Consider the following 14,755-nt stretch of genomic DNA (forward strand, 5'->3'; position numbering starts at 1 on the left):
CGGCGGAGTTGCTGTCGCTGATGGATCACTGCAGCGAGTGCTCTTCTTCGGCGCCGACGGTGACCTTCGGAGAATTGCTGGACGAGACGGCGACGGGCCCGGTGAGTTTCGCTTCCTTCGGTGGCTCGGGCGCTGCGTTCACGGTAGGGCACTCTTGGCATTCGATGGCGGGTCCCCGTCGGTCACATCGCTGTCGCAACGCGCTGAGCCGCCGATAGTCCGGTCACTTTCGTCGCGGCTCAGTTTTCAGCAACCACTGGCATGTATCCATCCGGACACGATGCTATTCGTGCTTGAAGGACCAGCCACTGCACTCCCTCCCGGCCGCTTCGCGAACGAGCCAACTGCGGTGGTGCGCGCAGTCCATGGCCGCGACCTAGACACGCTCGCCTCTGGCCAAGGCCGCATTTTCTATTTCTCTCGGCGAATGCCGGGTGCGTACGCAGATGTTCCTCTCCGGCCAACGACCCTAGCTGCCGTGGGATCTTCACGCATATTCGTCGTCGAGAGTGGATCAGATTCGATTCGAGTTCTCGATCTCGATGGAGTCCCCACCTCTACACTCGTGCTGGGTCTCCGTCGTGTTGAAGCGTCGCGCGCGCACTGGAATAGAAGTGTGAGCGAGCGAAAAGCACGCGAGCCGTTGCAGCGCACAAGGTTGATTCTCGACTCAGTTTTGGCTGAACTTGGGCCGGCGCGCGATTTGCCAATGATTGCTGAAATAGCCGCGGACTCAGAGAATCGCATATGGGTACGGACATTCGACAACTATCTCTCTCCATACGCGACGTGGCTAGTCATCTCGTCCTCAGGCCGCCAAGTAGCGCGGGTAGTAGCGCCGCGTTCACTGAGACCACTGGAGATCGGCCGTGGCTACTTGATTGGCGTCGCCCGCGATGCCGATGATGTAGAGACTGTGGTTCTCTTTCGATTCCAAGCGCTCCCCGAGAGTTGATGCATTTTGGGCGACTAGCGGTCGCGACTTGCGGCATAACGACGCTTGCTGCCGACGAGCGCGGGTGTGGTGGCGGTTGTGGGGCCTCGGCTCCATCTTCTCGAAAGGTTCGCCGAGGCCCCACAACCGCATTTTTCTGTGAAGCGGCGGCCCGCGTCAAGCCCCAGATGTGCTGACGCTGTTGCAACTCTCGATTGTGCCCGCGCGGCTCGAGGTGCTGCTCATCCTTCTGTTCGCGCTCACTCGTGAGGCCCGCGGCCTCGGCGCATTGGGGTCTGCGAAGGAGTGGTGGCGCCAACTATGGGTCGGCTCTCACCAGCGGCCATAAAATGCGTCGCGCTCACCACGCCCGATTCAGTCATCTCGATCCTACGCAGGTCCTGCATGCCCGCGGTGCTTACGCGGCGTGCACCGGCTCGCTCGGCGGCATCCGCAGCTGGCCCGCGTCATACGCCCGCTGATCCCGCCACATCGCATACAGGATGCCCGCGAGCCGCCGCGCCAGCGCGACCGCCGCGATCTTCTTGCCCCGCCGATGCAGGATGCGCTGCGCCCACGCGCGCAGCACCGCGGTGTCGGCCGCCTTCGAGCGGAGGATGCGCCACGCCGCCTCGACCAGGAGATAGCGCGCGCGGCGGTTGCCCGCCTTCGTGATGTGCCCGACCCGGCGCTTCTCGCCTGAGCTCCGCTCCCCGGGCACCAGCCCGAGGAAGGCCTCGAACTGGTGCGCCGACGGGAACCGGCCGACGTCATCCGCAATCGCGACGAGGCCGCTCGAGGTCACCGGCCCGATGGAGGGGGCCGTCTGCAGCAGCGCCACGATCGGGTCCGTGCGCCCCAGTGCCGCGATGCGCGCGTCCGCGGCCTCGATCTGGACGTTCAGCGGGCCGAGGACCGCGATCAACGGCGCGAGCTCGGCCGCCAGCGTCGACCCGAGGGGGAGCGCCGTGAGTCGCTCGACGAAGTTCGCGGCCGTGCTGCTCGGCACGCGCAGGCCGTCGCGGCGCACGAGCGCCTTGGCGAGCGCGATGCACCGCGTGCGCGTGCGGACCAGCGCCTCGCGCACCGCCAGCTCGGCGCGCACGTGGCGGCGCGCGGCCGACACGCGGTGCGCTGGCCGATAGGCGCCGAGCCGGAGCGCGTCGGCGAGGGTGCGCGCATCGCGCCTGTCCGTCTTCACGCGCCGACTCCGCGTGGCGTACATCGGCGCGAAGTTCGGGTCGGCGACAATCACCGCGTGGCCGAGCGCCTCCAGGTGACACGCGACCCATTCGCTCTCGGTCGACGCCTCGACGAGGATCCGCGCGGGCGGACGCGACCCCAGCACCGCCGTGAAGCGGTCACGGCTCGTGACGATGCGCCGCTCCGTCGCGTGCCCCTCCGCGTCGAGGATGCAGAGTTGGCTCTCGCGCTTGTGGAGATCAATCCCTATCATATCCATGGCGGCTGGCCTCCGCAGTGTGCCCCGTCGCGAGACGGTGAGCACGGTAGATGGTATGGGGCAGAACCTTGCACCCCGCGATGGGCGGAGGTCCAGCCGCCGCTTCATACCAACTATGGGAGCGCTCGCAGCAGAAGCACACGTTATGGCGACTGGATTCAGAGGGTCGATGCAACACCTTCCATAGTTCCTTCTATATGGAGGTTGTCGCGATGTTCATCCCCAGCCCGCACGGCTACACGTGGCAGCAGCGCGCTGAACTCTGGGCGCGCTATCGCGCCGGTGACTCGGTCCGCGAGATCGCCCGCGACCTCGCCAAGGATCCCGGCGCACTTCACGGCGTGATTCGCAAGCAAGGGGGCATCTCGCCGCGCCTGCGTGCACGATCGGCGTTGGCGCTGTCGCTCGACGAACGGGAGCGCATCTCGCGCGGGCTCGCCGCCGGCGAATCCTACCGAGCGATCGGCCGCGCCCTGGGCCGTGCCGCATCGACCATCAGTCGTGAGGTCGCACGTCATGGGGGCCCGACGAAGTATCGGGCCGTCCGCGCCGACGCGGTCGCGTGGAAGTCCGCGCGTCGGCCGAAGGCCTGCCGCCTCGCGTCCCGGCCGCGCCTGCGCTATCTCATTGCAGCGAAGCTGAAGCTGCGCTGGTCACCGGAGCAGATCAGCGCGTGGCTCCGCCGCACCTACCCGCACGAGCCGGAGTTGCACGTGTCGCACGAGACGATCTACCGCTCGCTGTACGTCCAGGCGCGCGGCGTGCTCAAGAAGGAACTGCTGAGGCACCTGCGCACGGGACGCGTGGTGCGGCGCGCCCGCGCCTCGACGCGCAAGGGCCAGGGGCGCGGGCAGATCGTCGATGCCATTCCCATCAGCGCGCGCCCGGCCGAGGTCGAGGACCGCGCCGTGCCCGGCCACTGGGAGGGCGACCTCCTCGCCGGCGGCGGCAACACGCACATCGCCACGCTCGTGGAGCGCACGTCGCGCTTCACGATCCTCGTGAAGGTCGAGAGCAAGGAGCCGGGCCGCGTCGTGCCCGCGCTCATCCGCCAGATCCGGCGGCTGCCGGCGCACGTCGCGCGCTCGCTCACCTGGGACCGCGGCAAGGAACTCGCGCACCACCAGCGCTTCACCGTCGCCACCGGCGTGCAGGTCTACTTCTGCGATCCGTACAGTCCGTGGCAGCGCGGCACCAACGAGAACACGAACGGCCTCCTGCGGCAGTACTTCCCCACGGGCACGAGCCTCGCCAACGTTACGCAGCGGCAGCTCGATGCCGTCGCGGCTCAGCTCAATGGACGGCCCCGCAAGACGCTCGACTTCCGCACCCCGGCAGAAGTCTTCGACGAAGCTGTTGCATTGATTGCTTGAATTCATCGGACGTTGGTGACAGCTCAGATGAAACCTCGAGGATTCTCACAACATGAACCCCTCCGCTTCGTCACGCGCCGCCGCAGGCGCCCTGTTGTCCCTCGCTGGGCTGGCGGGCCTCGCTTGCACGGAGCCGTTCTCCCCGCGGCCGCTCGCGGGTCTCTACGCGATGGTCGCGCTCAACGACGTCGCGCCGCCGAGAACGCTCGCGCCGAACTTCGTCGTGGTTGCCGACACCCTGCAACTCGGCGTCGACGGCCGCGGCACGTGGACTAGCGTACGTGACACGACGCCGGCCGGCGCAGCGCCCCTTCCGCTCGCCACGCAATCAATCGTCGTCCGCGTCGCGCACCGCAACGGCACCACGTGGCTTGACTTCGTAGATCAATGCACGGGCGTCCAAGACTGCGTGGCCCGCTACCCACTCACCGCCGTGGCCGACGGGCTGATCGTCGACGTCGACCCGGCCATCTTCAGGTTCCTGCGCGTCGCGCCATAACGCCGCTTGCTGCCGACAGCCGCAGGTGCGGATTGGGTTGGGCGGGGCGTCCGGGATGGCCTAGGTGTAGTGACTCAGGAGGTTGTTCACAGGGCGTAGCCTCACCAAGCTGGGGTTGTCGAGTCCACTCAACCGGCAACGCCAGAGGCCCCATGAACACCCACAAGAATGCACGCCTGACGCCCTATCTGCGACGGGAGGCCTGCCGCCGCGTCGCCGCCGGCGCGAAGGTGGCGCAGGTCGCCCGCGACCTCGCGGTCTCCCGCCAGACGATCTACGCGTGGCTCGAGCGCCCCCACGACGTCGAGACCCGGTCGTCGCGCCCGCACCGGTCGCCGACGCGGATCCCGCGCCGCTGGCGGCGGCAGATCCGCAAGCGCCGCGGCCAGCGCTGGTCCAGCCGCCGCATCGCCCAGCACTACGGCATCCCGCTCTCGACCGTCGGCCGCGAGCTGCGCCGCCTCGGCCTGGGCCGCCTGCCGCGCGTCGACGGGCCGCGGCGCATCGTCCGCTACGAGCGGGACCGGCCCGGCGAGCTCGTGCACCTCGACATCAAGAAGCTTGCCCGCATCTCGCGCGTGGGGCACCGCATCCACGGTGACTACACCCGGCGGACGCACGGCCGCGGCTGGGAGTTCGTGCACGTCGCGATCGACGACCACACGCGCCTCGCGTACGTCGAGGTGCTGCCGGAGGAGACCGCGGAAGCCGCGGCCGGCTTCCTCGCGCGGGCGGTCGCGTGGTACGCGGCGCTCGGCATCACGGTCGAGCGCGTGCTCACCGACAACGGCAGCTGCTACCGCGCGCTGCCCTTCGGCGAGCAGGCCCTGGCCCTCGGCATCGGCCAGCGCTTCACGCGGCCCTACCGGCCGCAGACGAACGGGAAGGCGGAGCGCTTCATCCGCACGCTGATCACTGAATGGGCCTACAACCGGGCGTATGCGCGCTCAGGCTGGCGGACCCGGGCGCTCGCGCACTATCTCTCCTTCTACAACACCGAGCGGCGGCACAGCGCCCTCGGCAACACGACCCCGGCGATGCGGCTCGCCCAGCACCTGTCAACAACGTGCTGAGCCACTACACCTAGGCTGGTTGCGGACGCCCCGCCCAACCCTTCTTATTGGAGCGGCTGCAGCAGAAGCACACGTTACTGCGACTACCCAATGGCAAAGAAACGACGGACCATTGTTCCGAAGTTCGGAAGCGCCGCGCGCGGTGGCCCTACCCCGCCCGCTGGCACCGGGCCGCTGGCGCGCTCCCGCCCGCTCGACCGGCAAGCGGTGAAGCCGCAGGCCACGAGCGCGAAGTCGGGACGCCGCGGACAATAGTCGGCGCTCGACGCGCTCCTGGGATCGAGCGGGGAGCCGCGATGCCGATACCGATCGTGCGTTTCAGCCGGCGTCTGCGCTGTAGAGTCAACTTTGAAGTGCACCGGTGAGGGTTAGGCGGCATAGACTTCCGCCGGCGTTTTGAAGCCGAGTCGCTTGCGTGGCCGACGGTTGAGCTTGTCCGCGATGCGCTGGCAGTCGCGCTGCGTCAGCCCCTTCATCGAGCGACGCTTCGGCAGGTACTGCCGGATCAATCCGTTGGCGTTCTCGTTGCTGCCGCGCTCCCACGAGTGATGCGGCGTGGCGAAGTAACACTTCGCGTCGACGACCGCCTCGAGCTTTTCATAGGAGTGGAACTCCGTGCCGTTGTCGAGCGTCAGCGTGCGGACCGGCCGCGGCTGCGCCTCAATGAGCTGCCGGAGGCGGGCGTTCGTCTCCGGCGCCTGGCGTGAGTCGAGCTGCCCGATCGCGATGAAGCCTGACTTCCGCTCGACGAGCGTCAGGATGCACGCGGTGTCCGTCGTGCTCCCCATCACCGTGTCGCCTTCCCAATGCCCGAAGCGCGAGCGATTCTCGGCGCCGGCCGGCCGCGTCGAGATGTGCCGCTTCCCCGCAAGGCGTCCGCGGCTGTCGTAGGTGCCATAGCGCTTGCGCAGGTTCTTCGTCATCACGCGCAGGTGCGTGTACAGCGTCCCGCCGCGTTCGCGGTCGGCGTGGATGTGCCGGTAGATCGACTCGTGGCTCGGCGTGCGAATCCCGAAGCGCGCATGGAACCCCACGATTTGCTCGGGGCTCCAGTCCTCGCGGATCCAGTGCTCGACGAAGGCCCATTCCTCGGCGGTGATCCGCGCGTTCCGGCGCGAGGCGCGTCGCCGCTCGTTGGTGTAGGACTGGGCGCGGTCGACCCAGTACGTGCGACCATCCGTGCGCCAGGCATTGCGGCGCACCTCGCGGCTGATGGTGCTGGGGGCACGCCCGAGCTCCCGTGCGATGGCGGCGCAGGAGTAGCCCAGCTTCCGCAGGGCCGAAATGGCGTACCTTTCTTCGTGGGTGATCTGGGTGTAGGTCATGGCTTCCTTTCTCTTGGCGGAGGATTGAAGCCTAGCCTGCCCCAGGTCACCTCACCCAGTTCGGGAACGGCAGAAGCCTGTGCACTTAGTATGTGAATGCGCGCGCAGTAACGTCGCTTGCTGCTGATGGTCGCGGGTGCGGTAGCGGGGCTGGGGCGGTCGCCCTCGGGCGAGCGGGGACGGTGCGGTCTGGCGACCGCCCCACCCCCGCATTCTATTGAAGCGTCCACAGCAGAAGCACACGTTATACCGAGCCGTGCAAGCGGACAGCTATTGGGCTATCTTGATTCGACGCCTCGACACCGGACGAGACCTATGGTGCGCTCCCCCGATACCCTAGAACGCGAACTCCTGCACCTGCCGAAGGCCGACCGTGCGCGGCTGGCACAGGTGCTGCTCGCGAGCCTCCACGCGGAAGAGGCCGCGGCCTCGCCTGCCGAGGTCGAGGCCGCTTGGGAAGCAGAGATCGCGCGCCGCGTGGACGAGTTGCGCAGCGGGACCGTGGCCGGCATCCCCGCGGAGCAAGTATTCGCGGAAGTACTCGACCGATAAGCCCGGCCGTGCTGCGGTCGGTCGTTTTCCATCCCGAAGCCCGAATCGAGTTCCGCGCCGCGGTCGCTGAGTACGAGGCAGAGCGCGACGGGCTGGGGCGCGCGATGGCCCGAGAGGTGCGCGAGCTGGTCGAGCTCGCGCGCGCGTTCCCCCAGATGGGATCGCCCTACTCCGTGCCAGGGGTTCGTCGGCTCTTCCCCCGCACGTTCCCGTACGCCCTCGCCTATCTCGTAGTGGACGACACCTTGTTCATCGTGGCCGTCGCGCACGGCCGGCGCGAGCCCGACTACTGGCACAAACGGCTCTCGGCACCGACGGGGCCGGTATAACGACGCTTGCTGCCGACGGCCACTTTTCGGTAGCGCGGGCTGCGCCCGCGCGTTCTATTGGAGTGTCCGCAGCAGAAGCTCACGTTACTGCGACTACCTAATGGCAAAGAAACGACGGACCGTTGTTCCGAAGTTCGGAAGCGCCGCGCGCGGTGGCCCTACCCCGCCCGCTGGCACCGGACCGCTGGCGCGCTCCCGCCCGCTCGATCGGCAAGCGGTGAAGCCGCAGGCCACGAGCGCGAAGTCGGGACGCCGCGGACAATAGGGGACGCTCGACGTTCCCTTAGGATCGAGCGGGGAGCCGCGATGCCAATACCGACCGTGCGTTTCAGCCGGCGTCTGCGCAGTAACGTCGCTTGCTGCTGATGGTCGCGGGTGCGGTAGCGGGGCTGGGGCGGTCGCCCCGGGGCGAGCGGGGACGGTGCGGTCTGGCGACCGCCCCACCCCCGCATTCTATTGAAGCGTCCACAGCAGAAGCACACGTTAGGTTGACATCCATCATCGCATCGTGGCCGAGCCTGCAACAACTCAACATTCTCGTTTTGTAAGGGCGCCGCGCCGGCACTCCGAAGTTGCCGCGCTTGCCGAGGCTCCACCTCGCGACAGCCGAGATGCAGTCCTTCATCTCGCTCGGCTGATTAAGTCGCGACCTGCCTTCCACGGTGAAGACCTGACGCCGCGGCTGCTCCATTTGTCGGAGAGGCTGAACAGCCGGCTCGACCCTAGCCTGCGCGTGACGGCGACAGAGTTTGATGCCGCTCTCGCCTTCGAAGCCGATTCTGAGCTCCTAGGTCTTATTGCTCAGGAGGTTGTTCACAGGGCGTAGCCTCACCAAGCTGGGGTTGTCGAGACACGCAACCGGCAACGCCAGAGGCCCTGTGAACACCCACAAGAATGCACGACTCACCCCGTACGCGCGACGGGAGGCCTGCCGCCGCGTGTGGGCCGGTACGCCCGTCGCCCAGGTCGCCCGCGCCTTCGGTGTGTCGCGGCAGACCATCTACAAGTGGCTGCGCCGCCGCGCGGAGGTCGAGACGCGCTCGTCGCGGCCGCATCACTCGCCGACGCGCCTGAAGCGCCGCTACCGCCGGCAGATCCTCAAGCGGCGGCGGCAGCGGTGGTCGAGCCGCCGCATCGCGCAGCACACGGGCCTGCCACTCTCGAGCGTCGGCCGCGAGCTGCGCCGCCTGGGGCTCGGGCGCCTGCCGCGTGTCGAGCCCCCGCGGCGCCTCGTGCGCTACGAACGGGCGCGGCCCGGCGAGCTCGTGCACCTCGACGTCAAGAAGCTCGGGCGCATCGGCGTCGTCGGGCACCGCATCCACGGGGACCGCACCCGCCGCACGCGCGGACGCGGCTGGGAGTTCGTGCACGTCGCCATCGACGACCACACGCGCATCGCGTACGTCGAGGTCTTGCCTGACGAGACGGCACCGACCGCGGCGGCCTTCCTCGCGCGCGCGGTCGCCTGGTACGCGGCGCTCGGCATCGTCGTCGAGCGCATCCTCACCGACAACGGCAGCTGCTACCGCGCGCTCCCCTTCGCGGAGCAGGCGCTCACGCTCGGCGTCGGCCAGCGCTTCACGCGCCCGTATCGGCCGCAGACGAACGGCAAGGCGGAGCGCTTCATCCGCACGCTGCTCGCGGAGTGGGCCTATGAACGCCCGTACGGCCGCTCCGGCTGGCGGACCCGCGCGCTCCCGCACTATCTCTCCTTCTACAACACCGAGCGCCGCCACAGCGCGCTCGGCGATCGCACCCCGGCCCAGCGACTCGCCCTCTACCTGTCAACAACGTGCTAGGTCATTACAGCTGTCGGTTCTAAGGACGTTGTTCACGCTGCATGAGGAAGTGGAGCAGCGGCGGGACGCGGCCGAGCGACCGGTGCGGCCGTTCGACGTTGTAGCAATCTAGGAAGTCGGGCAGCGCCGCGTTGCGGTGCGCCGAGGTCCGGTATGGCTTCTTGTAGGCCCAGCGGCGGAGCGCGGTCTGGATGAAGCGCTCCGCCTTGCCGTTCGTCTGCGGGCGGTAGGGCTTGGTGCGCAGGTGCCGGATCCCGTGCGCGGCCAGCGCGGCCTGCACCGCGTGGCTCGTGTACGCCTTGGCGTTGTCGGTCATCACACCGGTGACGGCGATGCCCAGCTGCGCAAACCAGCGGCGCGCCGCCTCGAGGAAGCGGGTGCACGCCGCCGCGTCCTGTGTCGGCAGCAGCGCCGCGTACGCGAGCCGCGTCGCGTCGTCGACCGCGACGTGGAGATGGTCCTGCCCGAGCCCCCGACGGCGGCCGACCTTCGAGCGGTTGCCGTGCGCGCGATGGCCCGCCGTGACGAAGCGATCGAGGGCCTTCGTGTCGACATGCACGAGCTCGCCGGGCGTCTCGCGCTGGTAGCGCGGCCCGCCCGTCGCCCCCGGGCCCTTCAGCCGGCCCTGGCCCGCGCGCGTGAGGACCCGGCCCACGGTCGAGACCGCGAGCCCGAGCCGCTCCGCGATCTCCGGCCCGGTGAGCCGCGTCGCGCGCAGGCGGAGAATCCGCTCGATGAGCGCCGGCCGCGTGGCGGTCGGCGAGCGATGCGGGCGCGAGGAGCGGTCGGCCAGCGCCGCCCAGCCCCCGGCCGCGAAGCGGCGCAGCCACTTGTAAGCCGTGCTCGGGCTGATGTGGAGGGCCGCGGCGACGGCGCGCACCGGCTCGCCGTCGAGGACCACCCGGCGGACGAGCTCGGCTCGCCCCCAGGCGGTCAATCGCGCATTGTTGTGGATGTTCACTGAGGCCTCTGGCTGAAGGTTGGGTGGCTCGCACCTCCAGCTTCCTCAGTTATGCCTCAGTGAACAACCTCTTTAGAACCGACACCTAGCGCGGCCCGCGCTCCAGCGCCATCACCCAGACATCCGCCTCGTCGTCCGCCAACGAGAAGAACACCCGACGATCGTCGACAGCAAAGCGCTGGATGCGCTGCACCCACCCCGCGCCATCCAGGCGCATCACCAGGCGCGACGCACCGCCGCCCACGGACACGGCGCGGATCGCGTTCCCGCGCGTCGGATCGGCCGTGAGGTAATAGACCTCCTGCGCCCCGCGCCCCCACGCCACGCTGCGCACGGCACCTTCGCCGCGCCCGCCGACGATGCGCAGGCCGACCCCATCCGGCGTGGACGGCACGCTCAGATCGAGCAGCGCAACGCCATCGCGATCCGCCCAAGCGATCCATCGCCCGTCGGGCGACCAGCGCTGGTACGCCGCCGTGCGCGTGCCGCTGAACGTGCGTTGCACGGGTTCACCCCAGAGGCCGTCCGCATTGCGCGCAACGGTGAACACCTCGCGCGCCGCCTGCGGAGCCGTCCCCGAGAACGCGAGCTGCTGCCCATCGGGCGCCCAGTCCGGGAAGTAATCCTGGCCATCGCCCGCCGTGACCTGCCGGAGGTTGCGGCCATCGGCATCCATCACGAACAGGTCGCGCGTCCCGTTGCGCACGGAGTAGAAGGCAATCTCGCGACCATCCGGCGAGAACGTCGGGCCGAAGTCGTCGGCGGACTCGCGCGTGAGCGGTACGGGTTCGCCCCCCTCGAGCGACTGCTTGAAGATGTCTTGGTTGCCGAGTCGGTTCGAATCGTAGAGCAGCCAGCGGCCGTCGTCCGAGACATCCATCGCCTCGATGACCTGCGCGCCGGTCGTGAACTGCCGCGCGGCGCTGGACGGCGTCGGGCCGTCGCGCGAGAGTGGCGCGACCCAGACGTTCGAGCGGAGACGGAGGATGCTGTACGCCATGCGCGACGCGTCGGCCGTGAGGCTGACTGAGTACGCGCCGAGTCCGGTGCTGAGCCGCGTCGGTTCGCCTTGCGGCGTGAGGTCCGGAGTGAGCGCGAGCTGGTAGATGTCCCGCACGCCGCCGAGGTCGGCCACCAACAGGAGGCTGCGCCCGTCGGGAGTCCAGCGCGGACTCGCATGCATGTGCGTCGCCGCCGTCAGCTGACGCGATTCACCGCCCGCCGCCGGCACGATGGCAATCGCGCTCGGTGCGATGTTGCCGACGTCGCCGATGTACGTGGCATTCTCGTCCACGTATGCTACCCAGCGCCCGTCCGGCGAGAACACCGGCGAGTGCGCGGCGCGCGCGGCCACCAACTGCTGAGGCTCGCCGCCGGATACGGCACGCGTCCAGATGCCGCGCTCGTCGGCGTAGACCAGCGCATTGCCGTCCGGTGACCACGCCGGCGTGATCAGCGTACGGCCCGGCTCGGCGACCGCCCGATCGATCGCGCCACCGAGCGCGGACACGACGTAGATGCCGTCGGGGCCCGTGAACGCGAGGCGCGCGCCGTCCGGCGACCACGCCGGCCCGCGATGGCTGCCCGGCAGCGCGTCGGACAGCGCCACGCGTCCACCGCCTTCCACTTGGCGCACATAGATGCGCAGGCGCCCGAACACCCCCGCGGCATACGCCACGAAGCGCCCATCCGGCGAGATCGCCGCATCGAGCTCAAGCTCCGGCTCGGCGCTGACCTGCACCGTGGCACCCAAGACGAAGGGGGCCGTTCCGCCGTCCGCGCCTTTCGTGAGTGCGTATACCGCACCGACGGCGGCGAGCGCAGCGATCGCGCCCACCCACAGCCATCGCCGACCGCTCGATGCGGGGCGGAGCACGGGCATCGCGCCCGTCGGCGTGGTCATCTCATCGAGCGCCGCGAGCACCTCGTCGGCGTTCTGCGGCCGATCCGCCGGCTTCTTCTCCAGGCAGCGCATCACCAGCTCGGCGAGTGCGGCCGGCACGTCCTCGCGCAGCGTTTCGATCGGCACCGGCGGCTGGTGGACATGTGCCTCGAGCACCTTCTGCAGGTTGTTCGGCGCGAACGGGACGTGCCCGCTGAGCAGCTCGTAGGCCATGCAACCGAACGAGTAGAGATCGGCGCGATGGTCGAGGTCCGGTGCCCCGGTGGCCTGCTCGGGACTCATGTACGCGAAGGTGCCCAGCGCCATGCCAACCGACGTCACCCACGCAGGCCCTTGATCGCCGTTCGAAGGCACCGCGGCGTTATCGCGGGCCTTCGCGACGCCGAAGTCCGTCACGACGGCGACGCCGCCCGAGACGATGACGTTGTCGGGCTTGATGTCCCGATGCACCACGCCTTCGGCGTGCGCGTGGGCGAGTGCGGCAGCGACGTCGCGTAGCACCCGCACCGTGTCGCTGAACGGCAGTCGCTTCTCGCGGGTCAGCGTGGCACGCAGCGATTCGCCCTTGACGAAGGGCATCGTGTAGAACGGCAGGCCGTCGACCTCGCCGACGCTGAGCAGCGGCACGATGTGTGGATGCGCCAGCCGCGCTGCGAACTGGATCTCGCGGCGGAAGCGCTCCACGGAGACCGGCGTGCCCATCCACGACGGCAGCAGCTTGACCACGATCCGTCGCCCGAGCGCCGTCTCGAGCGCCACGAAGGTGTGCGACATGCCGCCGCCGCCGAGTTCGCGCTCGACCTCAAAACCGGGGCCGAGGGCGTCCTGCAGGCGGGTAAGGAGGGAACTCATCGCGACAAACATCCCACGGGGCCTGCGGGGACGCTAGGCGGATCCCCTTTCGCCGAGGGCGGGGTCGACGCCACATTGCCTCCATCCCTCAAGACCACTCTTGGAGCCTCGATGAACCTGCGTCTCCCCCTGTTCGCCCTGCTGGTTGCGTCCCCGCTTGCCGTTGCCGAGGCGCAGAACTGCGTCGGTTCATTCGCTCTGCCGCCGGCCGGCAAGGGCAACTTCTACGTGGCTGCCCAAGTCGACCAGGCGGACTTCGCCGACGCGGTCGGCGGGCGCGTGGGATACGTGCTGAGCAACAAGAAGACCGGCGCCTTCGGTCTCCATCTGGGCGCCCGCACGTGGACCAACGACATCGACGTCGAGTCGCAGTACATCGACCTGCAGTTCTTCACGGGATTCCCTGGCAAGAGCGCGTTCTCCCGCTCGACCTGCCTGGTGTTCGGCCTCGACGGCGACGTCTCCGAGGACGGCAACAGCGCCATCGACACATACTACGCGCTGTCGTTCGGCCACGACTTCGTCCTGGGCTCTGTGGCCGTCGTGCCGTTCGCGACGCTCGGCTTCAACGGCTACACCGACGACTTCATGGATGACTACGAGTACTCGGGTCTCTCGGAGCTGGGGCTGGGCCTCCGGATCGGCAGCCGCCTGACCGCGACGCTCAGCTCGCGCACGATCTACTCGGACTTCGAACGGACACTCACGCGGTTGGTCGTCTCGTATCCGTTCGGCGCGCGATAGACGCAACTGTACTGCCGAGGAAGTGGAAACGGGCCCGGCGATTTCGCCGGGCCCGTTTGCGTCATCAGGCGCTGTCACCTCCTGCACCGACGCACTAGTACGGGCACGAGATCCGGCGGAAGTTGAATCCCGCGAATCCAGAACCCGTCCACGTGAGCAGCGCGATCTGCGCGTCGCTCGACCCGGTGTAGACGTAGTAGTTGCTGCTGTTCGGCTGCAGGGCACCGGTCGAGCTCACGAGCGCACCCCAGCGACGGTTCGACTCAGTGCTGCCGCGATACCGGAAGCTCGACGTGCCGGAGCTGTTGAGCGTCATGCAGACTTCGAAGCTGGTGTCCACCCACGTGCCGTGTAGCGTCGGGAGGTTGAATCGGACGGGGGCCTGCACTCCGTTTCGCGACACGCACTGGTAGCCAGACGGCAGCGTGCCCGGGCACACGAAGCTGCCCGACGGGCTCGTCGGGCTGGTTGGGCTTCCACTGGTACTCCCGGACGACGCGGACAGCGTCACGCCGCTGTACGCGCTGTAGCCGTAGATCAAGACATGAACCGTGCCGCTCCCGACCGTGCAGCTTTCGGTCGTGCTCGAACCCCGCGACGCGCAATCATAGGTGGATTGGCTCGGCTGCGATCCGACGCGCACGAAGAGATCGGGATCGCCGGAGCCGCCGCTGAGACGCACGGTGACGGGGCCGGACGAAGAGAACGAGTACCGACGGCTTTGGCCCGAAGATCCGCTTAGCCCGGAAATCGAGCCGCCGACCGAAAGCGAGCCGGACGAGCTTGTCGATCCGGAACCTCCGGAGTCCGGGTCCGTGATTTCCTCGCACGCGGCAGCGGTGAGTGCAAGGACAGCGACCAACGTGCGGGTGCGAAGACGGGTCAACACGAGTACCTCGGGTAGCAGATGCGACTGGCCGCCGTGACGCTGGCGGCAGCGGACTGCAGA

At 68.6% G+C, this 14,755-nt stretch carries 12 protein-coding genes; 7 read left to right on the plus strand and 5 right to left on the minus strand.

The window, feature by feature from the left end; translation table 11 throughout:
* Positions 1-1,352 precede the first annotated feature (1,352 nt).
* The gene (locus Strain318_RS14430) at positions 1,353-2,390 is read right to left on the minus strand and encodes an IS110 family RNA-guided transposase (RefSeq protein WP_367885697.1); all 1,038 of its coding nucleotides are present in this window, start codon (positions 2,388-2,390) and stop codon (positions 1,353-1,355) included.
* 218 nt (positions 2,391-2,608) lie between these two features.
* Between Strain318_RS14430 and Strain318_RS14435 the strand changes: the two genes are divergently transcribed.
* From Strain318_RS14435 to Strain318_RS14445, 3 genes are all read left to right on the plus strand, one after another.
* Positions 2,609-3,769, plus strand: coding sequence for an IS30 family transposase (locus tag Strain318_RS14435; RefSeq protein ID WP_437436301.1), 1,161 nt, complete (start codon positions 2,609-2,611; stop codon positions 3,767-3,769).
* 52 nt (positions 3,770-3,821) lie between these two features.
* Positions 3,822-4,268: a hypothetical protein gene (locus Strain318_RS14440; protein WP_367886390.1), complete on the plus strand. Its 447-nt coding sequence runs from the start codon at positions 3,822-3,824 to the stop codon at positions 4,266-4,268.
* A 152-nt stretch (positions 4,269-4,420) separates the two neighbouring features.
* Positions 4,421-5,341, plus strand: a complete 921-nt coding sequence (locus tag Strain318_RS14445; protein ID WP_367885752.1) for an IS481 family transposase — start codon at positions 4,421-4,423, stop codon at positions 5,339-5,341.
* Between the two features lie 368 nt (positions 5,342-5,709).
* Here the strand turns inward: Strain318_RS14445 and Strain318_RS14450 are convergent, their stop codons facing one another.
* Positions 5,710-6,666 (minus strand): IS30 family transposase, encoded by a 957-nt coding sequence (locus tag Strain318_RS14450; protein WP_367886391.1) that lies wholly within the window; start codon positions 6,664-6,666, stop codon positions 5,710-5,712.
* Between the two features lie 315 nt (positions 6,667-6,981).
* Here Strain318_RS14450 and Strain318_RS14455 point away from each other — a divergent pair, with 315 nt between their 5' ends.
* The 3 genes from Strain318_RS14455 (at position 6,982) to Strain318_RS14465 (ending at position 9,346) form a co-directional block, all read left to right on the plus strand.
* Complete coding sequence (locus tag Strain318_RS14455) at positions 6,982-7,218, plus strand: addiction module protein (protein ID WP_367885718.1); 237 nt, start codon at positions 6,982-6,984, stop codon at positions 7,216-7,218.
* An 8-nt stretch (positions 7,219-7,226) separates the two neighbouring features.
* The gene (locus Strain318_RS14460; RefSeq protein WP_367885719.1) at positions 7,227-7,547 is read left to right on the plus strand and encodes a type II toxin-antitoxin system RelE/ParE family toxin; all 321 of its coding nucleotides are present in this window, start codon (positions 7,227-7,229) and stop codon (positions 7,545-7,547) included.
* A gap of 878 nt (positions 7,548-8,425) precedes the next feature.
* Positions 8,426-9,346 (plus strand): IS481 family transposase, encoded by a 921-nt coding sequence (locus Strain318_RS14465; RefSeq protein ID WP_367885738.1) that lies wholly within the window; start codon positions 8,426-8,428, stop codon positions 9,344-9,346.
* Between the two features lie 19 nt (positions 9,347-9,365).
* Here the strand turns inward: Strain318_RS14465 and Strain318_RS14470 are convergent, their stop codons facing one another.
* A complete protein-coding gene (locus Strain318_RS14470) occupies positions 9,366-10,307 on the minus strand; it encodes an IS481 family transposase (RefSeq protein WP_367886306.1) in 942 nt (313 codons plus the stop codon).
* Between the two features lie 85 nt (positions 10,308-10,392).
* Positions 10,393-13,062: a protein kinase domain-containing protein gene (locus Strain318_RS14475; RefSeq protein WP_367886392.1), complete on the minus strand. Its 2,670-nt coding sequence runs from the start codon at positions 13,060-13,062 to the stop codon at positions 10,393-10,395.
* 111 nt (positions 13,063-13,173) lie between these two features.
* On the opposite strand from Strain318_RS14475, the gene Strain318_RS14480 reads away from it, so the two are divergent.
* Entirely contained in the window at positions 13,174-13,806 is a 633-nt protein-coding gene (locus tag Strain318_RS14480; protein WP_367886393.1) for a hypothetical protein, read from the plus strand.
* Between the two features lie 94 nt (positions 13,807-13,900).
* On the opposite strand, the gene Strain318_RS14485 is transcribed toward Strain318_RS14480, so the two are convergent.
* A complete protein-coding gene (locus Strain318_RS14485) occupies positions 13,901-14,695 on the minus strand; it encodes a PPC domain-containing protein (protein WP_367886394.1) in 795 nt (264 codons plus the stop codon).
* Between the last annotated feature and the right edge of the window lie 60 nt (positions 14,696-14,755).

It is taken from the genome of Pseudogemmatithrix spongiicola, assembly GCF_030623445.1.
In the GTDB taxonomy this organism is placed as follows: Bacteria; Gemmatimonadota; Gemmatimonadetes; order Gemmatimonadales; family Gemmatimonadaceae; genus Pseudogemmatithrix; species Pseudogemmatithrix spongiicola.

Excerpts from the sequence above, each read along its gene's own strand:
- Strain318_RS14430 (WP_367885697.1), bottom strand. The coding sequence starts at position 2,390 with ATGATAGGGATTGATCTCCACAAGCGCGAGAGCCAACTCTGCATCCTC.
- Strain318_RS14435 (WP_437436301.1), top strand. The coding sequence starts at position 2,609 with ATGTTCATCCCCAGCCCGCACGGCTACACGTGGCAGCAGCGCGCTGAA.
- Strain318_RS14440 (WP_367886390.1), top strand. The coding sequence starts at position 3,822 with ATGAACCCCTCCGCTTCGTCACGCGCCGCCGCAGGCGCCCTGTTGTCC.
- Strain318_RS14445 (WP_367885752.1), top strand. The coding sequence starts at position 4,421 with ATGAACACCCACAAGAATGCACGCCTGACGCCCTATCTGCGACGGGAG.
- Strain318_RS14450 (WP_367886391.1), bottom strand. The coding sequence starts at position 6,666 with ATGACCTACACCCAGATCACCCACGAAGAAAGGTACGCCATTTCGGCC.
- Strain318_RS14455 (WP_367885718.1), top strand. The coding sequence starts at position 6,982 with ATGGTGCGCTCCCCCGATACCCTAGAACGCGAACTCCTGCACCTGCCG.
- Strain318_RS14475 (WP_367886392.1), bottom strand. The coding sequence starts at position 13,062 with ATGAGTTCCCTCCTTACCCGCCTGCAGGACGCCCTCGGCCCCGGTTTT.
- Strain318_RS14480 (WP_367886393.1), top strand. The coding sequence starts at position 13,174 with ATGAACCTGCGTCTCCCCCTGTTCGCCCTGCTGGTTGCGTCCCCGCTT.